We start from the raw sequence: 21,328 nt of genomic DNA on the forward strand, positions 1-21,328 counted from the left end.
AGCCCGCGCGTTCGACCCACAAGTGGAGGCTATCGAACTCCCACCCGATCACCCTCAGGGCGGCGGGTCACCGGTCAGGCGGTCCCGTCCCAGCGGCGGCGATCCGTCCGAAAGCGTGCCCCGCGGCCCCCCGCGGCGGTGCTCCGGTAGTTCGAGGAGCCCCGCCTGGGATCGTCCGGGGCATTTTTATTGCTTCGGCGCGGTTAGGTCTATCGATAAAAGACGTTACGCGGCCGTCCGCCAGACCGTCGCGTGGTGCTACCGAGGAGGATCCATCAGCGCCGAGCCCCGCATCAACGACCGGATTCGCGTTCCAGAGGTGCGACTTGTCGGTCCCAGTGGCGAGCAGGTGGGCATCGTCCCCCTGGCCAAGGCACTGGAGCTTGCGCAGGAGTACGACCTGGACCTGGTCGAGGTGGCGGCTACCGCCCGTCCGCCTGTGTGCAAGCTCATGGACTACGGGAAGTTCAAGTACGAGTCGGCCATGAAGGCCCGTGAGGCGCGCAAGAACCAGGCGCACACGGTCATCAAGGAGATGAAGCTCCGGCCGAAGATCGACCCGCACGACTATGACACCAAAAAGGGTCACGTCGTCCGGTTCCTCAAGCAGGGCGACAAGGTCAAGATCACGATCATGTTCCGTGGTCGCGAGCAGTCCCGGCCCGAGCTGGGCTACCGGCTGCTGCAGCGTCTCGCGGAGGACGTGGCCGACCTCGGGTTCGTGGAGTCGAACCCGAAGCAGGACGGCCGCAACATGATCATGGTCCTCGGTCCGCACAAGAAGAAGACCGAGGCGATGGCCGAGGCTCGCCAGGCGCAGGAAGCCCGCAAGGCGGACGCGAAGGCCAACCCCGGCAAGTCGCAGAACGCCGCGGAGGCCGAGGCGATGGCCGAGGAGCCCACCGAGGCGCCCGCTGAGGAACCCGCCGAGGCGTGACTCCCGGGACGCCAGTCCCAGGAAGCAACCGATACAAGACGACGCTTCACCGTGCCCGGTTTCACGACCGGGCACCGGAGCGCCACCGACGAGGAGAGTACGGCGCTATGCCGAAGAACAAGTCGCACAGCGGTGCCAGCAAGCGCTTCAAGATCACCGGCTCCGGCAAGGTGCTGCGCGAGCGCGCCGGCAAGCGCCACCTGCTCGAGCACAAGTCGTCCCGCGTGACGCGTCGCCTCACCGGCAACGCCGAGATGGCCCCGGGCGACGCCGCGAAGATCAAGAAGCTTCTCGGCAAGTGACGTCCGGGCGCGCGAGCGCCGGACGCACGTCAGACCGGGACCCAATCGATTTCGGGTCGTGTGAGCACCCCCACGACCCCGCTACAAGGAGTTAACAAGTGGCACGCGTCAAGCGGGCAGTCAACGCCCACAAGAAGCGCCGGGCGATCCTCGAGCAGGCCTCCGGCTACCGCGGTCAGCGCTCGCGCCTGTACCGCAAGGCCAAGGAGCAGGTCACCCACTCGCTGGTCTACAACTACAACGACCGCAAGAAGCGCAAGGGCGACTTCCGTCAGCTGTGGATCCAGCGCATCAACGCCGCTGCCCGCGCCAACGGCATGACCTACAACCGCTTCATCCAGGGTCTGAAGGCCGCCAACGTCGAGGTCGACCGCAAGATCCTGGCCGAGCTGGCCGTCAACGACGCCGGTGCGTTCGCCGCCCTCGTCGAGGTCGCCCAGAAGGCGCTGCCGAGCGACGTGAACGCGCCGAAGGCTGCGTGACGCCGGCTCCGAGCCGATGTGACTGAAGGACCCGCAGGCCGGACGGTCTGCGGGTCCTGCTGTGCAGCTACCGAGAAAGCGAACCGGATGCCTCCCGCCACCCCCGAGCTCATCTCCCCCCGCTCTCCCCGCGTCCTGGCCGCGCGGCGGCTGGCCAAGCGGAACTTCCGGGGGAAGGACCGGCTGTTCCTCGCGGAGGGACCGCAGGCCGTGCGGGAAGCCGCCGGGCACCGGGCCGGGGACGCGTCGACACTCGTGGAGGTGTTCGCCACGCTCGAGGCCGCCGAGCGCTACGCCGACATCGTCGGGGCGGCCCGGGACGCCGGAGCCCGGGTGCACCTCGCCGCCGAGCAGGTCATCGCCGACATCTCCACCACCGTCACCCCGCAGGGGCTCGTCGGTGTCTGCCGCTTCCTGGACACGCCCTTCGAGGACGTCCTCGCGGCACGGCCCCGGCTCGTCGCCCTCCTCGCCAACGTCCGCGACCCCGGCAACGCCGGGACCGTGCTGCGCTGCGCCGACGCCGCCGGCGCCGAGGCCGTCGTCCTGACCGACGCCTCCGTCGACGTGTACAACCCCAAAGCCGTCCGCGCCTCCGTCGGCTCCCTGTTCCACCTGCCGGTCGCCGTCGGCGTACCCGTGGAGCAGGCCGTCGACGCGCTGCGGGACGCCGGTGTCCGGGTCCTGGCCGCCGACGGGGCGGGCGACCGCGATCTCGACGACGAGCTCGACAAGGGCACCATGGGCGGGCCCACCGCCTGGGTCTTCGGCAACGAGGCCTGGGGCCTGCCGGAGGAGACCCGCGCCCTCACGGACGCCGTCGTGCGCGTTCCGATCCACGGGAAGGCCGAGAGCCTGAACCTCGCCACGGCCGCCGCCGTATGTCTCTATGCGTCGGCGCGTGCACAGCGCGCCTCCGGAGGGTGCCGCTCCGTCACCGGGAACTAGTAGGGTGACCAGCTCAGGGACCCCTCTGCGAGCCTTGGAGGTGGGGTACGGGGATGACCGTCGGCACGAGCAGCGCACCGGGAGCCCAGGACGCCGGGAGCCCGCCCGGCGCGTCCCGGCCACCCGGTGACCACGCCGGCCTCGGCATCGACCCCGACCAGCTGCCCGACGGGCTCGTCGTCGCCGACGAGCAGGGCCGTGTCATCTGCTTCAACGCGGCCGCCGAGCGCATCACCGCCGTCCGCGCCCGGGACGCCCTCGGGCAGCGCCTGGAGAAGGCCCTGCCATTAGAGGACCTGGAGGGCCGGCGCTGGTGGCAGCTCACCGATCCGTACGGCGGCCTCGCCATCCGCGTCGGACAACCCGAGCGCAATCTGCTCCTGCCCGGCGGCCGTGAGGTGCTGGTCTCCGCGCGCTACGTCCGTACGCGGCCGACCGGACCCGTCCGGCGCCTGGTCGTCACCCTGCGCGACACCGAGGCCCGCCGTCGCACCGAGCGCAGCCACGCAGAGCTGATCGCCACCGTCGCCCACGAACTGCGCTCCCCGCTCACCTCCGTCAAGGGCTTCACCGCCACGCTGCTCGCCAAGTGGGAACGCTTCACCGACGACCAGAAGCGCCTGATGCTGGAGACCGTCGACGCCGACGCCGACCGGGTCACCCGGCTCATCGCCGAGCTGCTCGACATCTCCCGCATCGACTCCGGCCGCCTGGAGGTGCGCCGCCAGCCCGTCGACATCGGCGCCGCCGTCGGACGGCACATCCAGGCCTACGTCGCCGCCGGACAGCCGGCCGACCGCTTCCTGCTGCGCGTCCAGCAGCCGCTGCCCGACCTGTGGGCCGACCCGGACAAGATCGACCAGGTGCTCAGCAACCTGCTGGAAAATGCCGTGCGGCACGGCGAGGGAACTGTCACGATCGACGTCACGGCCACGGCGTCCCTCCGCGAGGGCGAGTACGCCGAGAACGCAGCTACGTCGGTCACGGTGAGCGACGAGGGGCCCGGCATCCCGGAGGAGTCCATGAACCGCGTCTTCACCCGCTTCTGGCGGGGCAGCAAGCGCGGCGGGACGGGCCTTGGGCTCTACATCGTCAAGGGCATCGTCGAAGCCCACGGCGGCACCATCACGGTCGGCCGCGCCCCCGGCGCCGGCGCCGAGTTCCGATTTACGTTGCCCGTGAGCGCTCCGGCGTATCTCGCCTGAGCCCGCGGGCGCCTTCGCCTACCTGAGGACCCCTCCCGGACCGGGCGTCCTAGAGGGACCCTCCACCCCGTTAGACTCGGCCATTGGCACCTTTGTGTCCCTTCAGGCGGCCGTCCGAGTCGGAGACGGGGACCTCCAGCCAGCCAATCGGAAGCACGGGAAGAGATGTCGGCACCGAATAAGTCGTACGACCCTGTCGAGGTCGAGACGTTGAAACCGGAAGAGATCGAGCGCATGCGGGACGAGGCGCTCGCCGCCTTCGCCGCCGCGGATTCCCTCGACGCGCTCCACGAGGCCAAGGTCGCCCAGACCGGCCCCACCTCCCCGCTGGCCCTCGCCAACCGCGAGATCGGCGCCCTGCCCCCGCACGCCAAGGCCGAGGCCGGCAAGCGCGTCGGGCAGGCCCGCGGTGCCGTGAACAAGGCCCTCGCCGCCCGCCAGGTGGAACTCGAGGCCGAGCGGGACGCGCGCGTGCTCGTCGAGGAGGCGGTGGACGTCACGCTGCCGTACGACCGCGTACCGTCCGGCGCCCGGCACCCGCTCACCACCATGATGGAGCGCGTCGCGGACGTCTTCGTGGCCATGGGCTACGAGGTCGCCGAAGGGCCGGAGGCCGAGGCGGAGTGGTTCAACTTCGACGCCCTGAACTTCCTGCCCGACCACCCGGCCCGGCAGATGCAGGACACCTTCTTCGTGCAGGGCCCCAAGGGCACCGACGAGTCCGGGTCCGGCGTCGTCCTGCGCACCCACACCTCCCCGGTGCAGGCCCGCGCGCTGCTCGACCGTGAGCTGCCGGTCTACATCGTCTGCCCCGGCCGTGTGTTCCGCACCGACGAGCTCGATGCCACGCACACGCCCGTCTTCCACCAGATCGAGCTGCTGGCGGTGGACGAGGGCCTGACGATGGCCGACCTCAAGGGCACCCTGGACCACATGGTCCAGGCCCTGTTCGGCGCGGACATGAAGACCCGGCTGCGGCCGAACTTCTTCCCGTTCACCGAGCCGAGCGCCGAGATGGACATGCTCTGCTACGTCTGCAAGGGCGAGTCCATCGGCAACCCCGACCGCCCCTGCCGCACCTGCTCCTCCGAGGGCTGGATCGAGCTCGGCGGCTGCGGCATGGTCAACCCGCGGGTGCTCACCGCCTGCGGCGTCGACCCCGAGAAGTACAGCGGGTTCGCCTTCGGGTTCGGCATCGAGCGGATGCTGATGTTCCGCCACAACGTCGAAGACATGCGAGACATGGTCGAGGGTGACGTCCGGTTCACCCGGCCGTTCGGGATGGAGATCTGATGCGGGTCCCGCTTTCTTGGCTGCGGGAGTACGTCGACCTGCCGGAGACGGAGACCGGTCGCGACGTGCAGGCCAAGCTCATTTCGGCCGGTCTGGAGGTCGAGACCGTCGAGCAGCTCGGCGCCGACCTCAAGGGTCCCCTGGTCGTCGGCCGGGTGGCGACGATCGAGGAGCTGACGGAGTTCAAGAAGCCCATCCGCTTCTGCACCGTCGACGTCGGCCAGGCCAACGGCACCGGCGAGCCCCAGGAGATCGTCTGCGGCGCGCGCAACTTCGCCGTCGGCGACAAGGTCGTCGTGGCCCTGCCCGGCGCGGTCCTGCCCGGTGACTTCCAGATCGCCGAGCGCAAGACCTACGGCAAGATGTCCCGCGGCATGATCTGCTCCAGCGACGAGCTGAACATGGGCGACGACGGCACCAAGGGCATCATCGTCCTGCCGCCGGAGATCGAGATCGGCAAGGACGCCGTCGAGCTGCTGGAACTGGTCGACGAGGTCCTCGACATCGCGGTCACGCCCGACCGCGGCTACTGCCTGTCGCTGCGCGGCGTGGCGCGTGAGACTGCCATCGCCTACGGCCTGCCGCTGCGCGACCCGGCCCTGATCGACGTGCCCGCCCCGAACGCCTACGGCTACCCGGTGCAGATCTCGGACCCCACCGGCTGCGACCGCTTCACCGCCCGCACGGTGACCGGCCTGAGCGCCGAGGCCCGCTCCCCGATCTGGCTCCAGCGCCGGCTGCAGAAGGTCGGCATGCGCCCGATCTCCCTCGCCGTCGACGTCACGAACTACGTGATGACGGAGCTCGGCCAGCCGCTGCACGCCTACGACCGCGGCCTGGTCCAGGGCACGATCGGGGTCCGCCGGGCCGAGGCGGGCGAGAAGCTCACCACCCTCGACGGTGTCGAGCGCGCGCTGGACGCCGAGGACCTGGTGATCACCGACGACCGCGGCCCGATCGGGCTCGCCGGTGTCATGGGCGGCGCCAACACGGAGATCGCCGACCACGGCGACCTCGAGAACGCCACGGCGGACGTCGTCAGCGAGGCCGCGCACTTCGACGCCGTGTCGATCGCGCGCACCGCCCGCCGCCACAAGCTCTCCTCCGAGGCGTCCCGGCGCTTCGAGCGCGGCGTCGACCCGCAGGCCGCCGCTGCCGCCGCGCAGCGCACCGTCGACCTGCTGGTGCTGCTCGCCGGCGGCACCGCCGAGGCCGGCGTCACCGAGGTCCTCGCCCCGTACGCGCCGCGCACCATCACCATCCCGGCCGACCACCCGGACAAGGTCGCGGGCGTCGCCTACGGCCGCGAGACCGTCGTACGCCGCCTCCAGGAGGTCGGCTGCGACGTGTACGGGCAGGACGAGCTGGTCGTCACCGTGCCGTCCTGGCGGCCCGACCTCACCGACCCGAACGACCTGGCCGAAGAGGTCATCCGGCTGGAGGGCTACGAGAACCTGCCCTCCACGCTGCCCAAGCCGCCGGCCGGCCTCGGCCTGACGGACCGGCAGCGGCTGCACCGCCGCGTCGGCCGGGCCCTGGCCGGTGCCGGATACGTCGAGGCGCTGAACTACCCGTTCATCGGTGAGCAGGTCTTCGACCAGCTCGGCCTGGAGGCGGACGACCCGGCCCGCCGCGTCGTGAAGCTCAGCAACCCGCTGAGCGACGAGGAGCCCGCGCTGCGCACCTCGCTGCTGCCGGGTCTGCTCGCCGCCCTGCGCCGCAACGACGGCCGCGGCTCGCACGACCTCGCGCTGTTCGAGTCCGGTCTGGTCTTCCGGCCGCGCGAGGAGCAGCGGATCGCGGCCGTGCTGCCCGTCGACCGCCGCCCGACCGACGAGGAGCTCGCCGAGCTGAACGCGGCGCTGCCCGAGCAGCCGCGGCACGTGGCCGTGGTCCTCGCCGGTGCGCGCGAGCAGGCCGGCTGGTGGGGCAGGGGCCGCCCGGCCGACTGGGCCGACGCGGTCGAAGCCGCCCGGTCCGTCGCCCGTGAGGCCGGCGCCGAGCTGGTCATCCGCAAGGGCCAGTACGGGCCGTGGCACCCCGGGCGGTGCGCCGAGCTGGCGGTCACCGTCGACGGTGCCGAGCGGGTCGTGGGGCACGCGGGCGAGCTGCATCCGCGGGTCGTGAAGGCCCTCGGTCTTCCGGCGCGCACCTGCGCGATGGAGATCGACCTGGACGCGGTGGAGACCGCCGGTGACGCCACGGCCGCGGCGCCCCGGATCTCCGCGTTCCCCGTCGCCACGCAGGACGTCGCCCTGGTCGTCGACGCGTTTGTGCCGGCCGTGGACGTCGAGGCGGCGCTGCGGGACGGTGCCGGGGAACTGCTGGAGTCCATCCGGTTGTTCGACGTGTACGAGAACGCCGAGCAGCTGGGCGAGGGCCGGAAGTCGCTGGCGTACGCCCTGCGGTTCCGGGCATCCGACCGGACGCTGACCGTGGATGAGGCTTCCGCGGCTCGGGACGCGGCGGTCGCCCTTGCGGGCGAGCGGGTGGGCGCCGAGTTGCGGAGCTGAATGCCCAAGGGGCGGGGAGCTGCGGTGTGTTGGCGGCTGCGGATACGTCGTGGCCGTTCGCGCAGTTCCCGCGCCCCCGGGAGAGGGTCGGGTCACCTCACTCGTTCGAGTGGTAAAGGTGGGTGATCTCCCCCATTCTCAGCGTGCTGTCGACAGAATCGGACCGGCCTTCTAGGGCCGGTCCGATTCTGTGCGTCAGGGCCTATTGGGGGGCCATCGGCATGATCCGCGTCAGGGGTCGGGTACGCAGCCTCGGTCTTCCCATCGTGTGGGGCGCGGCGGCCGTCGCGTACAAGCTGGCCTGTCCGCTCGCCCAGGAAACCGATCTCCAGGCGCGAATCGTCTCCAGTGCGGTGTTCTTCGCGGTCGGGACCGGGCTGATCCTTCAGGTACGGCACGCGCTGATGCGTGAACTGCGGCAGCTGCGCCGGGTCGCCGGTGCCGCGCAGCGCGCGCTGCTGCGGCCGCTGCCCTCGCGGGTCGACGGGCTGGACGTGGCGGCCGTCCAGGTGTCGGCGGAGCGTGGCGCCGCGGTCGGGGGTGACCTGTACGAGGTCGTCGCCACCGAGCACGGGGTCCGGGCCGTGATGGGTGACGTACGCGGGCACGGGATCGGCGCGCTCGGGACCGTCGCCGCCGTGCTCGGCTGTTTCCGCGAGGCGGCGCACGACGAGGAGGACCTCGGCGGGGTGCTGCGCCGGCTGGAACGGGCCCTGGACCGCCATCTGCGCCAGGAGCATCCCGCGAGCGCCGCCGAGGAGTTCGTGACGCTGCTGCTCGTGGAGATCCGGCCCGACGGTGAGATGCTCGCCCTGAACTGCGGCCATCCCTGGCCGTACCGGCTGAGCCGCGGCCGGGTGGAGCAACTGGCCCCCGGCGACCCGCACCCGCCACTGGGCCTGTTCCCGCTGCCTGCCGTCCTGCCGACGGTGGACCTCGGGTACCTCGCACCCGAAGACGCGCTGTTCCTCTACACGGACGGCGCCCAGGACGCCAGGGACGCCCGTGGCCGGTTCTTCCCGTTGGGGAGCGCGCTGACGAGCGTCGCGGGGGACGGCCCACTCTCCTCGCAGGGTGTCGTCGGCAGGATCTCAGCCGCCCTCCTCCACCACACACGCGGCCAACCGCCGGACGACATCGCGCTGCTCGTGCTCACGAGCAGCGGAGGGATGCCGTCAGGGGCGCGGGGAACGGCGCGATCGACCACGACGTGCCCGCAGCCGACCCCACACCGCTGACCGCAGGGCGAGAGAACGCACCGCCGGCGATGCCGTCCGCCCCGCCACGGAGTGTCGGGCAGGCAGCCGGGCGGACGGCGGTAGCGGGCCGCCGCACTGTACGAGGGGGAGCCGGCGGCCCGGCCGACCTCTTTCGAGGCAGTTCAGTCAACCGGTCCGCGACTGTGAGCGACAGTGTGCACACCCTGCGGATTCGAGCACTCTGTTCACACCCCGTGTGAAGGCGGAACCACTACTCTGTCGGCACCGAGCCACCGGGGGGCCCACATGCAGCCCAACACTCTGCTCGACGCGATCCTGGACGAGGCCGGGATCTCGCACGCGGGGCTGGCCGCACACGTCAACCAGGCAGGGCGGGCCCGTGGCCTGTCCCTGAGGTACGAACACACCGCCGTCGCCCGGTGGTTGAAGGGGCAGCGCCCCCGGGGGCAAGTGCCCGACCTGATCTGCGAAGTGCTCGCCGCCCGGCTGCAACGGCACGTCACGCTCGACGACATCGGCCTCGGCGTGCCCGGCGAGCCGTCCGCCCCGCACACCGGCACGCTGTCCGGGTTCGTCGAACGGGCCACCGCCCTGTGGCGCTCCGACCAGCAGCAGCGCCCGCACATCCTGGGCGCGCCCGCCCTCACCGGCACGCCCGCGGTGATGCCGGTGTGGGAGTGGGAGAACCCGCCCGAGGACGTGGACGTCTCGCGGGGCGGCAGACACCGGGTCACGGCGGGCGACCTGGAGATGCTGCGGGCCGCCCGTACGCACTACGAGCAGATGTACCGCAAGGCCGGGGGCATCGCCACCCGGGCCCGGATCGTCGGCTTCCTCAACGCCGAGGCCGCCCCGCTGCTGCGCGGCAGTTACACCGACGAGACCGGCCGCCAACTGCACCGGGCCACCGGCGGGTTGGTGGCGGTCGCCGGCATCTGCGCCTACGACTCCGACGCGCACGGGCTGGCCCAGCGCTACTTCCACCAGGCGCTGCGGCTGGCGAAGGCCAGCGGCGACCGGGGACTCGGGGCGTACGTCATCGCTCTGCTGGTCAACCAGTCGCTGTTCATGCGGGAGTACCGGCAGGCCGTCGCCTTCGCGGAGGCCGCGCTGCGGGCCGCAGGCAAGCACATCACCCCGGCGCTCGCCTCCGACCTGTACGCGATGCAGGCCAAGGCGTACGCGCATCTCGGCGACGGCACGAGCGCCCTGTCCCGTATCCGGCGGGCCGAGCAGGCGGCCGAGCGCATCCGGCGCGGCTACGAGCCCGACGAGACCGGCTATGTCCAGCCCGGGCTCGTGAACGTCCAGGTCGCGGAGGCGTTGCTGAGCCTGGGCGAGATCGCGGCCGCCGGAGAGCATGCCGCGGCCGCCGTCGACAACCCGGCGCACGACCGCGGCCGGGTGCACCGGCTGGCCATGCTCAGCACCATCGAACTGCGGCAGGGCAACGCCGACAAGGCGGTGGCCATCGCCGTGCAGATGGCCGAGCAGGCCCGGGGCATGGAGTCCCAGCGGCTGCGCGACCGGCTGCGCGCGGTGCGGGAGCACCTGGTGCGCAACGGCTGCGCGGGCACCGCCGAGGCCGCCGAACTCATCGACGGAGCACTGCGCGTACCGTTGTAGATCCGGGCCCGGGTGCCCGGATCGCTCCGAGGCGCTTCCCGTGCGCCTGCTGCCCGTCCGTCCCTGCTGCGATATTGCCACTTACTCGACGGAAGGTGGCAGAACCGTGCAGTGGACGAAACACAACGAGCAAAATGTGTACTCAAACCGCTGGTTCAGCGTCAATCTCGCGGATGTCGAACTGCCGGACGGCAGGCATCTGGACCACTTCCTCATACGGCTGCGGCCCGTTGCGGTGGCCACGGTCGTGAACGAGGCCAACGAGGTGCTGCTGCTCTGGCGGCACCGTTTCATCACCGACAGCTGGGGGTGGGAACTCGCGGCGGGAGTGGTCGAGGACGGTGAGGACATCGCCCGTGCGGCCGCCAGGGAACTGGAGGAGGAGACGGGCTGGCGGCCGGGACCCCTGCACCACCTCATGAGCGTGGAGCCGTCCAACGGGCTCACCGACGCCCGGCACCACGTGTACTGGGCCGACGAGGGCGAGTACGTCGGGCACCCCGTGGACGACTTCGAGTCGGACCGCCGTGAATGGGTGCCCCTCAAGGTCGTCCCCGACATGGTCGCCCGCGGCGAGGTCCCGGCCGCCAACATGGCGGCCGCATTACTCCTGCTGCACCATCTCAGGCTCGGTCAGGACACGTTGCCCTGAGCTAGCGCCCCAGCGCCTGCCAGATCGTCACGACGAGGGCACCCACGGCGGTGAGGGCGGCGACCGCGGGCAGCGGCCAGCGCGCGTGTTCCAGCGAGTTGATCCGGGTGTTGAGCTCGTCGAGTTCCTTGGCGGTCTCCTCGGTGCGATGGCTGAGCAGAGCCAGCCCGCCCTCGACGCGGGCGTAGGCCACATCGAGGCGGCGCCGTAACTCTGCGAGTTCTCCATGAACGACGGGATGTTCGGGCTCGGCGGTCACGAGTCCGCTCCTTTCCGTAGTCGTTTTCACATCCCTTGCATGCGCATGAGGAGTCAACTCGCCTGGTGGGCGCCTGGGGAGAGTGTGCGTAGGGCATATGCGAGCCCGGCGCGCACACGGTGTGTGAATGCCGCGGGCCCGGCACCAAATGCGTTGCCGGGCCCGTCGCTTGGCCGAAATCTGACCGTCCGTAATCGGCCTCGGGGGGCCGGTACGGCATGGCGAAGTGGATCGGTCAGGCGTACGTGTAGAAGCCCGAACCCGTCTTGCGGCCCAGCCTGCCCGCGTCGACCATGCGCTGCAGGAGCGGGGGAGCGGCGTACAGGGGCTCCTTGTACTCCTCGTACATGGACTGCGCGACCGAGGCGACCGTGTCCAGGCCGATCAGGTCGGACAGCTTCAGGGGGCCCATCGGGTGGGCGCAGCCCATCTCCATGCCGTTGTCGATGTCCTCGCGGCTGGCGATGCCCGTCTCGAACATCCGGATCGCGGAGAGCAGATACGGGATCAGCAGCGCGTTGACCACGAAGCCGGAGCGGTCCTGGGCGCGGATCGCGTGCTTGCCGAGCAGCTTCTCGGTGAAGAGCTGGGCGCGGCTGATCGTGCCCTCGGACGTGGTGAGCGCCGGGATCAGCTCGACGAGATTCTGCACCGGGGCCGGGTTGAAGAAGTGGATGCCGATGACCTGGTCGGGGCGCGAGGTCGCGACCGCCAGCTTCACCAGCGGGATCGAGGAGGTGTTGGACGCCAGGATCGCGTCCGGCCGGGTCACGACCTGGTCGAGCACCTGGAAGATCTCGGTCTTGACCTGCTCGTTCTCGACGACGGCCTCGATCACCAGGTCACGGTCGGCGAACTCGCCGAGATCCGTGGTGAAGCTCAGGCGGGCCAGCGTGGCCTCCTTCTCCTCCTCGGTGATCTTGCCGCGCTCGGCTGCCTTGGCCAGGGAGGTGAACAGCCGGGTGCGGCCGATCTCCAGTGCCTCGCCGGTGGTCTCGGCGACCATGACGTCCAGGCCGGCCCGGGCGCACACCTCGGCGATGCCCGCGCCCATCTGACCGCAGCCCACGACTCCGACGCGTGCAATGTCTCCCGCTGGGATGTCCGTCACATCGTCCCTTTCGCTGCTGATCTACGTCCGGGCAGACCGGCCGGGTCCCGGCGACTGCTCCGTTCGTGCACGTTACTCCGAAGTATCGATGATCGATCGCCGGGGGGCGGGCCCGCATCGGGCATGCTGGCCCCGGAGCGATCCGCGACCGGGCGGATCCGCGGCTTTTTGGGGCATGCGGATGGGACGAGTCTCACGCAGGGCGTTCGCGGTCGCGGCGCTGTCGGCTTTCACGATGATGCCTCGGGCGTCGGCCGCGAGCGGGCGCCGGGGCGGGGCGCCGGACTCCGAGATGCGGGGCGTCTGGATCGCGTCCGTGGCCAACCGGGACTGGCCCTCCAAGCCGGGGCTGACCGCCTCGCAGCAGCGCGCCGAACTGCTCACTCACCTCGACACGGCGGTCCGCAACCGGCTCAACACCGTGTTTTTCCAGGTCCGGCCCACGGCGGACGCCCTGTGGCCCTCACCGTACGAGCCGTGGTCGCAGTACCTCACCGGCACCCAGGGCAAGGACCCCGGCTGGGATCCGCTGGGCACGGCCGTCAAGGAGGCGCATGCCCGTGGTCTTCGGCTGCACGCGTGGTTCAACCCGTACCGGATCGCCGCCCACGCCGACCCGGCCCGGCTCGCCCCCTCCCACCCGGCGCGCGAGAACCCGGACTGGGTGGTGACGTACGGCGGGAAGCTCTTCTACAACCCGGGGCTGCCCGAGGTCCGTGCCTTCGTGGAGGACGCGATGCTCCACGCGGTGGCGAAGTACCCCGTGGACGGCGTCCACTTCGACGACTACTTCTACCCCTACCCCGTGGCGGGGCAGACCTTCGACGACGAGGACGCCTACGACGAGCACGGCGACGGCTTCCCGGACCGGGCCGCCTGGCGGCGGGACAACATCGACCGGCTGGTGCGTGAGACCGCGGACCGGGTGAAGGAGGTGCGGCCGAGCGCCCGCTTCGGCATCAGCCCGTTCGGCGTGTGGCGCAACGCCTCGACGGACCCGGCCGGTTCGGACACCCGGGCCGGTGTGCAGACCTACGACGACCTGCACGCGGACACCCGCAAGTGGGTGCGCGAGGGCTGGATCGACTACATCGTCCCGCAGCTGTACTGGAACATCGGCTTCGCCGCGGCCGACTACGCGAAGCTGGTGCCCTGGTGGGCGAAGGTCGCGCGCGACAGCCCGACGCAGCTGTACGTGGGGGAGGCGCTGTACAAGGCCGGCGACCCGGCGCAGCCAGCGGCATGGCAGGAGACGGCTGAACTGTCCCGGCATCTGACGCTGGCCGGGAAGTACGCGCAGGTGCGCGGACACGTCTACTTCGCCGCCCGGGACGTGGCGGCCGACCGGATCGGGTCGATGGCGCGGGTGGTCGCCGACCACTACGGGCAGCCGGCGTCGCCTCCGCGCTGAGCGGCCGAATGTCCTGGTCGTGCGGGTCGATCCTCGGCCGGAGCTTCTACCAGGGGCGCCAGCCGCCGCCCCCGTGCCGAGTCGCCGACGGCCAGGGGCAGCCGCCGCCTCGACGTAGGGTCGCCGACCCCGATGGGCGCCAGCCGCCGCCCCCGTGCCGAGTCGCCGACGGCCAGGGGCAGCCGCCGCCTCCACGTAGGGTCGCCGACCCCGCCGGGCACCAGCCGCCGCCCCCGCGCCGAGTCATGGCCCGGTCATGGTCTCCCTGTGCCGGATCTCCGTGTCGGGTCCCGGGGAGCACACGCCCTCGTGCCCGTCCTCGAACCGGACGCGGTACGGGGGGTTGCCCTCCTGGCCGAGCACTTCGACGATCTCGCCGATCTTGTCGTGCTGACCGACCACCCTGCCGTGCTGGACAAGCTGGTCGCCCACGGTTGCGCGCATCTGGGGCCTCCTCACGATGTGCGGAGCAGCGGTCCGTGGCCTTGAGTCTACGGCGGGGTGCGCCCGTCGGCAGTGGCCGTGCACGCTCCCCGCTCAGCCCCGTGATCGCTGTGTGACGGCGATGCAGACCAGCACCGCCGCGGCCGTCAGCGGGGCGGCGACCGTGAGGTGTTCGCCCAGCAGCAGCACCGACCACACCAGTGTGAGCAGCGGCTGGGCGAGCTGCAACTGGCTGGCCTTGGGGATGCCGATGGCCGCCATGCCGCGGTACCAGACGACCAGCCCGACGAACTGCGAGCCCGCCGCGACCCAGAGCAGGCCGGTGACGCTGTGCGCGGTCAGCTGCACGGGTTCGTGGGCCAGGGCGATCGAGGCGACCGGCACGGTCAGCGGCAGGCACAGCGCCAGCGCCCAGCCGATCACCTGCCAGCCCGGCATGACCCGGGCCAGCCGGCCGCCCTCGGTGTAGCCGGCCGCGCAGACCAGCAGTGCGGCGAACAGGTACAGGTCGGCGGTGGTCAGGGCGCCGCCGCTCTGCTGCGCGGTGAAGGCCAGTACCGCGGCCGCGCCCGCGAGGGCGGCGATCCAGAAGGTGCGCGAGGGCCGGGTGCCGACGCGCAGGGCCGAGAAGAGCGCCGTGGTGAGGGGGAGCAGGCCGACCACGACGGCCGCGTGCGCGGTGGTGGAGGTCTCCAGTGCCAGTGTGGTCAGCAGCGGGAAGCCGAGGACGACGCCGGCTCCGACGACCGCGAGGCCCGGCCAGTGCCGCCGGGCGGGCAACGGCACCCGCAGCGCCAGGAGGGCCGAGCCCGCGATCACCGCGGCCAGGACGCTCCGCACGGCGACGAGCGACCAGGGCCCGAACCCCTCCAGTCCCCAGGCGGTCGCGGGGAACGTCAGGGAGAAGGCGACGACGCCGAGGGCCGCCTGGAGCGTGCCGAAGCCGCTGCCTTCCCGATCCGGTGCGGCCACTGCTATCGCGGGCGGCGCAGTAGCGCTACTCTGTGCTCTCATGCAAGAGCGTAGCAGCGTGGGTGAACTGGCGGAACAGCTGCGGCGGGAGCTCGACCGCTACTCACCCGGTGGAAAGCTGCCGTCGAGCCGGGCCCTGGTCGAGCGGTTCCGGGTAAGCCCGGTGACGGTGTCGCGGGCCCTGGCGCAGCTCGCCGCCGAGGGTCTGGTGGTCACCCGGCCCGGCGCGGGCGCCTTCCGCGCGCAGGCCAGGACGGCGCCGGCTCCCACCGGCGACACCTCCTGGCAGGAGGTCGCGCTCAGCGCGGACGGCGCCGCCGACCTCGTGCCGCGTTCCGTGGACGCCTCCGGGGTGCTGGTGTCGCTGGCCGCCCCGCCGCCCGGCGTGATCGAGTTCAACGGCGGCTATCTGCACCCGTCCCTGCAGCCCGAGCGGGCGATGGCCGCCGCCCTCTCGCGCGCCGGGCGCCGTCCCGGTGCCTGGGGGCGACCGCCCATGGAGGGGCTGCCGGAGCTGCGCGAGTGGTTCGCGCGGAGCATCGGCGGGTCGGTCACGGCCGCCGAGGTGCTGGTCACCGCCGGCGGGCAGTCCGCGCTCACCACCGCCCTGCGCGCCCTCGCCCCGCCCGGCGCACCCGTCCTGGTCGAGTCGCCCACCTACCCCGGCATGCTCGCCATCGCCCGCGCCGCCGGCCTGCGCCCGGTGCCCGTCCCGGTGGACGCCGACGGCGTGCGTCCGGCGCTGCTCGCGGACGCGTTCCGGGCCACCGGCGCCCCGGCCTTCGTCTGCCAGCCTCTCTTCCAGAACCCCACGGGCGCGGTGCTCGCGCCCGAGCGGCGCGCCGAGGTGCTGCGCATCGCGCGGGAGGCGGGCGCGTTCGTCGTCGAGGACGACTTCGTGCGGCGGCTCGTGCACGAGGACGCGGGGCCACTGCCGCGCCCGCTGGCCGCCGACGACCCCGACGGCGTCGTCGTCCACGTCTCCTCGCTGACCAAGGCGACCTCGCCGAGCTTCCGGGTGAGTGCCCTGGCCGCCCGCGGTCCGGTCCTGGAACGGCTGCGCGCGATCCAGGTCGTCGACACGTTCTTCGTGCCGCGCCCCCTCCAGGAGGCCGCCCTCGAACTCGTCGGATCGCCCGCCTGGCCGCGTCATCTGCGGGCCGTCTCCGCCGAGTTGAAGGCCCGCCGGGACGCGATGACCGGCGCCCTCGCCCTGCACCTGCCGCAGTTCGCCCTGCCTCACATCCCCTCCGGCGGCTACCACCTGTGGCCACGCCTGCCCGACGGCACGGACGAGTCGGCCCTCACCTCCGCGGCCCTGCGGGCCGGCGTCGCCCTCGCACCCGGCCGCCCGTACTTCAGCGCCGAACCCCCGGCCGCGCACGTCCGGCTGAGCTTCGCGGCGGTCGCCGGGACGGGGGAGATCGCGGAGGGCGTACGGCGCCTGCGTACCGCCTGTGACGAGGTGCTGGGATAACCGCTCGACGCGCCTTCGGGCGGCCTGCGAGCATCGCGGACATGACCGACACCCCGAGCCTGCCCGAGGGCTACGAGATCTCCACCGACCCCGCCCGCGTCGACCGCGAGCGTGTGCACCACTGGCTGTCCACCGACGCCTACTGGGCACTGGGGCGCCCCCGGGCGACGCAGGACCGGGCGATCGAGGGGTCACTCAACTTCGGGGTCTTCGACACGGTGTCGGGAGAGCAGGTCGCCTATGCCCGGGTGATCACCGACCGGGCGACGTTCGGGTGGCTGTGCGATGTGTACGTCGATCCGTCGGTGCGCGGCAAGGGCGTCGGAAGCGCGCTCGTGGCCGCCGTGCGGGAGGAGCTGCGATCGTTCGGGGTGCGGCGGGTGCTGCTCGCCACGCAGGACGCGCACGGGGTGTACGCGAAGCTCGGATTCGCCCCGCTGGAGCGGCCCGAGCAGTGGATGGCGCTCATCTTCGACCGGTGAGGACCGGGACACCCTGGGTAACTCGTAGGTAACATCTCTTGACCTGCTTACTTGCTGCGCCCACGATCGCCGCATGCCACTTCGGGTCACCTTCGTCGCCGCCGCGCGCAGCTCCCCGCTGCTCGCCGAGCGTTTCGAGGACGACCGGCCGCTGGACCAGGCCGGCTGGGGCGAGGTGGAGCGCGCCGCCCGGGAACTGCTGCCGCTCGCCGCAGCCGAACTGCGCTACTGCTCGCCGACTCCGCGCAGCCGGGCGACGGGGGAGGGGCTCGGGTACGCGCCGCTGGTGCAGCTTGGCCTGCGCGACTGCGACATGGGCCGGTGGCGGGGGCTGACCCTGGGCGAGGCGATGGCCCGGGAGCCGGATGCCGTGGACGCCTGGCTCGCCGACCCCCGCGCCACACCGCACGGGGGCGAGTCGCTGGTCGACTTCATCACCCGCGTCGGCGGCTGGCTCGACACCCGGCCCGTCGAGGACGGCTGCCGGGTCGTGGCGGTGGCCGAGCCCTCCGTGATCCGGGCGGCCCTGGTGTACGCCCTGAAGGCGTCGCCCGCGACGTACTGGAACATCGACGTCCGCCCGCTGTCGACGACCGCCGTGACGGGCCGGGCGGGCCGCTGGCACCTGCGCTTCGACGGCGGGGCGCCGGCTCAGTCCTCGCGCGCGTAGTCGGTCCGCAGGACCAGGTCCTTGGCGGGACCGCGGACGCGCCACACCGTCCGCCAGTGATCGCTGTCGCGGACGACGAACTCGCCGCGGTAGAGGTCCGCCGCACAGGGATGGTCGGCGACGTGCCGGCCCGACGTCAGGTCCAGGTCGTGGAACGGCCGCCCGTCGGCGAACCGCACGTCCGCCGTGCCGCCCGGGCCGGGCAGGAACCGCAGGGTCCGCTCGGCGGGCCGGGCGACGCCCTGCCAGACGAAGGTGCCGGACTCGTGGTGCAGCAGCCCGCCGTCGGGGCTCTCCGTGTCCTCACGGAACCCGGTCGTCCCGGTGAACTCCCCTTCCGCACCGCTCGCGAGATCCCGCACCGACCGCGACACCCTCCAGCGCCCGGCCAGATACGCCAGCACGTCCGGCACTGGCCAGAACTCGCCCATCCTGCCTCGCTCTCCGTCCCGGCCGTTGCGTGCGACCCATTGACGCGCATCCGCCCCCTCCCTATGTTGCCGTTCGAAGTGCTGACCAATGTCTGATATTTCGAACACCTCTAGCAGAGAGCCGCGGAGTATCCATGCCACGCACCGACGCCCGTACCCGATGGAGACTCGGTCTCACGACCACCGCCCTCCTGACGGCAGCAGCCCTCGTACCGGCCCCCGCGCACGCCGAGGACGTCGCCGACTACACGATCACCGTCGACCCGTCCGCCCAGGGCGCGAAGATCGACGACACGATGTACGGCGTCTTCTTCGAGGACATCAACCGCGCCGCCGACGGCGGTCTCTACGCCGAGCTCGTGCAGAACCGGTCGTTCGAGTACTCCACCGCCGACAACGGCTCCTACACGCCCCTGACCTCCTGGACGGTCGGTGGCACGGCCCAGGTCGTGAACGACTCCGGCCGCCTCAACGAACGCAACCGCAACTACCTCTCCCTGGGCGCCGGTTCGTCCGTCACGAACGCCGGCTACAACACCGGCATCCGAGTCGAGCAGGGCAAGCGGTACGACTTCTCCGTGTGGGCCCGCGCCGAGAGCGGCAGCACCCTCACCGTCTCCCTGAAGGACGCCGCGGGCAGTCTGGCCACCGCCCGCCGGATCGCCGTGAAGGGCGGCTGGGCCAAGTACCAGGCCGGCTTCACCGCGTCCCGCACCAGCAACCGCGGCCGTCTCGCCGTGGCCTCCACGAACACGGCCGCGCTCGACGAGGTGTCGCTGTTCCCGCGCGAGACGTACAAGAACCAGCCGAACGGCCTGCGCAAGGACCTCGCCGAGAAGATCGCCGCCCTGAAGCCGGGCTTCGTGCGCTTCCCGGGCGGCTGCCTGGTCAACACCGGCTCCATGGAGGACTACAGCGCGACCTCGAACTGGCAGCGCAAGCGCAGCTACCAGTGGAAGGACACCATCGGCCCGGTCGAGGAGCGCGCCACCAACGCCAACTTCTGGGGCTACAACCAGAGCTACGGCCTCGGTTACTACGAGTACTTCCGCTTCTCCGAGGACATCGGCGCCATGCCGCTGCCCGTCGTCCCCGCCCTGGTCACCGGCTGCGGGCAGAACAAGGCCACCGACAACGAAGCGCTGCTCAAGCGGCACATCCAGGATGCCCTGGACCTCATCGAGTTCGCCAACGGACCGGCGACCTCCGAGTGGGGCAAGGTCCGCGCGCGGATGGGCCACCCCAAGCCCTTCCGCCTCACCCACATCGAGGTCGGCAACGAGGAGAACCTCCCCAAGGAGTTCTTCGCCCGCTTCCAGCAGTTCCGGGCCGCCATCGAGGCGAAGTACCCGGACATCACCGTCATCTCCAACTCGGGCCCCGACGACGCCGGTTCGACCTTCGACACCGCCTGGCAGCTCAACCGCGACGCCAAGGTGGACATGGTCGACGAGCACTACTACAACAGCCCGAACTGGTTCCTGCAGAACAACGACCGCTACGACTCCTACGACAGGAACGGCCCCAAGGTCTTCCTCGGTGAGTACGCCTCGCAGGGCAACGCCTGGAAGAACGGCCTGTCCGAGGCCGCCTTCATGACGGGCCTGGAGCGCAACGCGGACGTCGTCAAGCTCGCCTCGTACGCCCCGCTGCTCGCCAACGAGGACTACGTGCAGTGGCGGCCCGACCTGATCTGGTTCAACAACCGGGCCTCCTGGAACTCGGCCAACTACGAGGTCCAGAAGCTGTTCATGAACAACGTCGGCGACCGAGTGGTCCCCTCCGAGGCCACCGGCACCCCGGACGTCAGCGGTCCCATCACCGGTGCCGTCGGCCTGTCGACCTGGGCGACCAGTGCCGCGTACGACGACGTGAAGGTCACCTCGGCGGACGGCTCGACCCTCCTCAGCGACGACTTCTCCGGTGACGCCTCGAAGTGGAAGCAGGGCGGCACCGGCAGCTGGAGCATCCAGGACGGGGCCTACGTCCAGACCGACACCGCCGCCGAGAACACCATGGTCACGGCGGGCGACCCGGCCTGGAAGGACTACGACCTGCATGTGAAGGCCACCAAGAAGTCCGGCAAGGAGGGCTTCCTCGTCGCCTTCGGAGTCAAGGACACCGGCAACTACTACTGGTGGAACCTGGGCGGCTGGAACAACACCCAGTCGGCGATCGAGCAGGCCGTGGACGGCGGCAAGGGCACCCTGATGACGAAGCCCGGGTCGGTCGAGACCGGCCGTGCCTACGACATCGACATCAAGGTGCGCGGCCGCCAGGTCACCCTCTTCCTCGACGGCAAGGAGTGGGGCAGCTTCAAGGACGACAAGCCGGCCGAGCCGTTCCGTCAGGTCGTCACCAGGGACGCGAAGACCGGTGACCTGATCGTCAAGGTCGTCAACGCCCGGTCGGCCGAGGCCCGTACGGCCGTCGACCTCGGTGGCGCCAAGGTCGACTCCACGGCCCGCGTCACCACGCTGGCCGCCGACGAGGACGCCGTGAACACCGAGACGGACACCCCGGTGACGCCGGTGACGTCCACGTTCCGGGGTGTGGCGAAGAAGTTCGCCTACACCTTCCCCGCGAACTCCGTGACGTTCCTGAGGATCAAGCAGAGGTGACATCCCGCTGTGTGGCCGCCGCCCCGGGCGGCGGCCACACAGCGCCGTCAGCGCCTGCGCGTCAGCCGCCGGCCTTCCACCCCGGGACCGTCGGCAGGACCTTCTCCGCGACGCGCAGCAGCACCGCGTCGTCGGGCACCACTCCGTCCACTCGCCACAGGGTGACGTCGAGGGAGCCGCGCGGCGCCGTCGCGACGACCGCGTGGCCCATGAATGGGATTGCATAAACGTGCAGCGAAACGTATAGTCATGCCCTCTAAGGAGGAGGATCC

General features: G+C 71.4%; 21 protein-coding genes. 15 read left to right on the forward strand and 6 right to left on the reverse strand.

The window, feature by feature from the left end:
* The first annotated feature begins 274 nt into the window (after nt 1-274).
* From infC to FDO69_RS05985, 10 genes are all read left to right on the forward strand, one after another.
* On the forward strand, nt 275-937 hold the full coding sequence (infC, locus tag FDO69_RS05940) for a translation initiation factor IF-3 (RefSeq protein ID WP_104778904.1): 663 nt from the start codon (nt 275-277) through the stop codon (nt 935-937).
* 107 nt (nt 938-1,044) lie between these two features.
* A complete protein-coding gene (gene rpmI, locus FDO69_RS05945; protein WP_003977225.1) occupies nt 1,045-1,239 on the forward strand; it encodes a 50S ribosomal protein L35 in 195 nt (64 codons plus the stop codon).
* Nucleotides 1,240-1,337: 98 nt separating this feature from the next.
* Nucleotides 1,338-1,721: a 50S ribosomal protein L20 gene (rplT, locus tag FDO69_RS05950; protein ID WP_003989074.1), complete on the forward strand. Its 384-nt coding sequence runs from the start codon at nt 1,338-1,340 to the stop codon at nt 1,719-1,721.
* An 87-nt stretch (nt 1,722-1,808) separates the two neighbouring features.
* Entirely contained in the window at nt 1,809-2,669 is an 861-nt protein-coding gene (locus FDO69_RS05955; protein ID WP_104778688.1) for a TrmH family RNA methyltransferase, read from the forward strand.
* A 53-nt stretch (nt 2,670-2,722) separates the two neighbouring features.
* The gene (locus tag FDO69_RS05960) at nt 2,723-3,874 is read left to right on the forward strand and encodes a sensor histidine kinase (protein WP_104778689.1); all 1,152 of its coding nucleotides are present in this window, start codon (nt 2,723-2,725) and stop codon (nt 3,872-3,874) included.
* A gap of 165 nt (nt 3,875-4,039) precedes the next feature.
* Nucleotides 4,040-5,167 (forward strand): phenylalanine--tRNA ligase subunit alpha, encoded by a 1,128-nt coding sequence (pheS, locus tag FDO69_RS05965; protein WP_104778690.1) that lies wholly within the window; start codon nt 4,040-4,042, stop codon nt 5,165-5,167.
* On the forward strand, nt 5,167-7,680 hold the full coding sequence (pheT, locus tag FDO69_RS05970; RefSeq protein ID WP_104778691.1) for a phenylalanine--tRNA ligase subunit beta: 2,514 nt from the start codon (nt 5,167-5,169) through the stop codon (nt 7,678-7,680). The genes pheS and pheT overlap by 1 nt, the downstream gene beginning before the upstream one ends.
* 221 nt (nt 7,681-7,901) lie before the next feature.
* The gene (locus FDO69_RS05975) at nt 7,902-8,918 is read left to right on the forward strand and encodes a PP2C family protein-serine/threonine phosphatase (protein WP_104778692.1); all 1,017 of its coding nucleotides are present in this window, start codon (nt 7,902-7,904) and stop codon (nt 8,916-8,918) included.
* Between the two features lie 267 nt (nt 8,919-9,185).
* Complete coding sequence (locus tag FDO69_RS05980) at nt 9,186-10,526, forward strand: NsdA family TPR-like regulatory protein (protein WP_104778693.1); 1,341 nt, start codon at nt 9,186-9,188, stop codon at nt 10,524-10,526.
* A 106-nt stretch (nt 10,527-10,632) separates the two neighbouring features.
* A complete protein-coding gene (locus FDO69_RS05985) occupies nt 10,633-11,178 on the forward strand; it encodes an NUDIX hydrolase (RefSeq protein WP_104778694.1) in 546 nt (181 codons plus the stop codon).
* A 1-nt stretch (nt 11,179) separates the two neighbouring features.
* On the opposite strand, the gene FDO69_RS05990 is transcribed toward FDO69_RS05985, so the two are convergent.
* Together FDO69_RS05990 and FDO69_RS05995 are read right to left on the reverse strand one after the other, a co-directional pair.
* Nucleotides 11,180-11,437, reverse strand: a complete 258-nt coding sequence (locus FDO69_RS05990) for a hypothetical protein (RefSeq protein WP_053668213.1) — start codon at nt 11,435-11,437, stop codon at nt 11,180-11,182.
* A 235-nt stretch (nt 11,438-11,672) separates the two neighbouring features.
* Nucleotides 11,673-12,548 carry a 3-hydroxybutyryl-CoA dehydrogenase gene (locus FDO69_RS05995; RefSeq protein WP_104778695.1) on the reverse strand — a complete coding sequence of 292 codons (876 nt, stop codon included), beginning with the start codon at nt 12,546-12,548 and terminating at the stop codon, nt 11,673-11,675.
* Between the two features lie 181 nt (nt 12,549-12,729).
* On the opposite strand from FDO69_RS05995, the gene FDO69_RS06000 reads away from it, so the two are divergent.
* Nucleotides 12,730-13,959: a glycoside hydrolase family 10-like protein gene (locus FDO69_RS06000; protein ID WP_442802774.1), complete on the forward strand. Its 1,230-nt coding sequence runs from the start codon at nt 12,730-12,732 to the stop codon at nt 13,957-13,959.
* Nucleotides 13,960-14,202: 243 nt separating this feature from the next.
* Here FDO69_RS06000 and FDO69_RS06005 read toward each other — a convergent pair whose 3' ends face one another.
* Nucleotides 14,203-14,403 carry a DUF1918 domain-containing protein gene (locus tag FDO69_RS06005; protein WP_104778697.1) on the reverse strand — a complete coding sequence of 67 codons (201 nt, stop codon included), beginning with the start codon at nt 14,401-14,403 and terminating at the stop codon, nt 14,203-14,205.
* Between the two features lie 93 nt (nt 14,404-14,496).
* Nucleotides 14,497-15,417, reverse strand: coding sequence for a DMT family transporter (locus tag FDO69_RS06010; protein ID WP_104778698.1), 921 nt, complete (start codon nt 15,415-15,417; stop codon nt 14,497-14,499).
* Between FDO69_RS06010 and FDO69_RS06015 the strand changes: the two genes are divergently transcribed.
* The 3 genes from FDO69_RS06015 (at nt 15,416) to FDO69_RS06025 (ending at nt 18,004) form a co-directional block, all read left to right on the forward strand.
* Entirely contained in the window at nt 15,416-16,852 is a 1,437-nt protein-coding gene (locus tag FDO69_RS06015) for an aminotransferase-like domain-containing protein (protein ID WP_104778699.1), read from the forward strand. The two genes, FDO69_RS06010 and FDO69_RS06015, sit on opposite strands and share 2 nt — an antisense overlap.
* A 41-nt stretch (nt 16,853-16,893) precedes the next feature.
* The gene (locus FDO69_RS06020) at nt 16,894-17,334 is read left to right on the forward strand and encodes a GNAT family N-acetyltransferase (protein WP_104778700.1); all 441 of its coding nucleotides are present in this window, start codon (nt 16,894-16,896) and stop codon (nt 17,332-17,334) included.
* A 73-nt stretch (nt 17,335-17,407) separates the two neighbouring features.
* A complete protein-coding gene (locus tag FDO69_RS06025) occupies nt 17,408-18,004 on the forward strand; it encodes a histidine phosphatase family protein (protein WP_104778701.1) in 597 nt (198 codons plus the stop codon).
* On the opposite strand, the gene FDO69_RS06030 is transcribed toward FDO69_RS06025, so the two are convergent.
* On the reverse strand, nt 17,986-18,435 hold the full coding sequence (locus FDO69_RS06030) for a DUF6314 family protein (RefSeq protein ID WP_104778702.1): 450 nt from the start codon (nt 18,433-18,435) through the stop codon (nt 17,986-17,988). The two genes, FDO69_RS06025 and FDO69_RS06030, sit on opposite strands and share 19 nt — an antisense overlap.
* A 134-nt stretch (nt 18,436-18,569) precedes the next feature.
* On the opposite strand from FDO69_RS06030, the gene FDO69_RS06035 reads away from it, so the two are divergent.
* A complete protein-coding gene (locus FDO69_RS06035) occupies nt 18,570-21,056 on the forward strand; it encodes an alpha-L-arabinofuranosidase C-terminal domain-containing protein (RefSeq protein ID WP_104778703.1) in 2,487 nt (828 codons plus the stop codon).
* A gap of 61 nt (nt 21,057-21,117) precedes the next feature.
* Here FDO69_RS06035 and FDO69_RS41075 read toward each other — a convergent pair whose 3' ends face one another.
* Nucleotides 21,118-21,267, reverse strand: a complete 150-nt coding sequence (locus tag FDO69_RS41075) for a hypothetical protein (protein WP_159030594.1) — start codon at nt 21,265-21,267, stop codon at nt 21,118-21,120.
* Nucleotides 21,268-21,328 lie beyond the last annotated feature (61 nt).

The organism is Streptomyces tibetensis (assembly GCF_007655005.1).
Taxonomy (GTDB): Bacteria; Actinomycetota; Actinomycetes; order Streptomycetales; family Streptomycetaceae; genus Streptomyces; species Streptomyces tibetensis.

Excerpts from the sequence above, each read along its gene's own strand:
- FDO69_RS05955 (WP_104778688.1), top strand. The coding sequence starts at position 1,809 with ATGCCTCCCGCCACCCCCGAGCTCATCTCCCCCCGCTCTCCCCGCGTC.
- FDO69_RS06005 (WP_104778697.1), bottom strand. The coding sequence starts at position 14,403 with ATGCGCGCAACCGTGGGCGACCAGCTTGTCCAGCACGGCAGGGTGGTC.
- FDO69_RS06020 (WP_104778700.1), top strand. The coding sequence starts at position 16,894 with ATGACCGACACCCCGAGCCTGCCCGAGGGCTACGAGATCTCCACCGAC.
- FDO69_RS06035 (WP_104778703.1), top strand. The coding sequence starts at position 18,570 with ATGCCACGCACCGACGCCCGTACCCGATGGAGACTCGGTCTCACGACC.
- pheS (WP_104778690.1), top strand. The coding sequence starts at position 4,040 with ATGTCGGCACCGAATAAGTCGTACGACCCTGTCGAGGTCGAGACGTTG.
- FDO69_RS41075 (WP_159030594.1), bottom strand. The coding sequence starts at position 21,267 with ATGGGCCACGCGGTCGTCGCGACGGCGCCGCGCGGCTCCCTCGACGTC.
- FDO69_RS05960 (WP_104778689.1), top strand. The coding sequence starts at position 2,723 with ATGACCGTCGGCACGAGCAGCGCACCGGGAGCCCAGGACGCCGGGAGC.
- rpmI (WP_003977225.1), top strand. The coding sequence starts at position 1,045 with ATGCCGAAGAACAAGTCGCACAGCGGTGCCAGCAAGCGCTTCAAGATC.
- FDO69_RS05975 (WP_104778692.1), top strand. The coding sequence starts at position 7,902 with ATGATCCGCGTCAGGGGTCGGGTACGCAGCCTCGGTCTTCCCATCGTG.
- pheT (WP_104778691.1), top strand. The coding sequence starts at position 5,167 with ATGCGGGTCCCGCTTTCTTGGCTGCGGGAGTACGTCGACCTGCCGGAG.
- FDO69_RS06010 (WP_104778698.1), bottom strand. The coding sequence starts at position 15,417 with ATGAGAGCACAGAGTAGCGCTACTGCGCCGCCCGCGATAGCAGTGGCC.
- FDO69_RS06025 (WP_104778701.1), top strand. The coding sequence starts at position 17,408 with ATGCCACTTCGGGTCACCTTCGTCGCCGCCGCGCGCAGCTCCCCGCTG.
- FDO69_RS06015 (WP_104778699.1), top strand. The coding sequence starts at position 15,416 with ATGCAAGAGCGTAGCAGCGTGGGTGAACTGGCGGAACAGCTGCGGCGG.
- FDO69_RS06030 (WP_104778702.1), bottom strand. The coding sequence starts at position 18,435 with ATGGGCGAGTTCTGGCCAGTGCCGGACGTGCTGGCGTATCTGGCCGGG.
- FDO69_RS05980 (WP_104778693.1), top strand. The coding sequence starts at position 9,186 with ATGCAGCCCAACACTCTGCTCGACGCGATCCTGGACGAGGCCGGGATC.
- FDO69_RS06000 (WP_442802774.1), top strand. The coding sequence starts at position 12,730 with ATGGGACGAGTCTCACGCAGGGCGTTCGCGGTCGCGGCGCTGTCGGCT.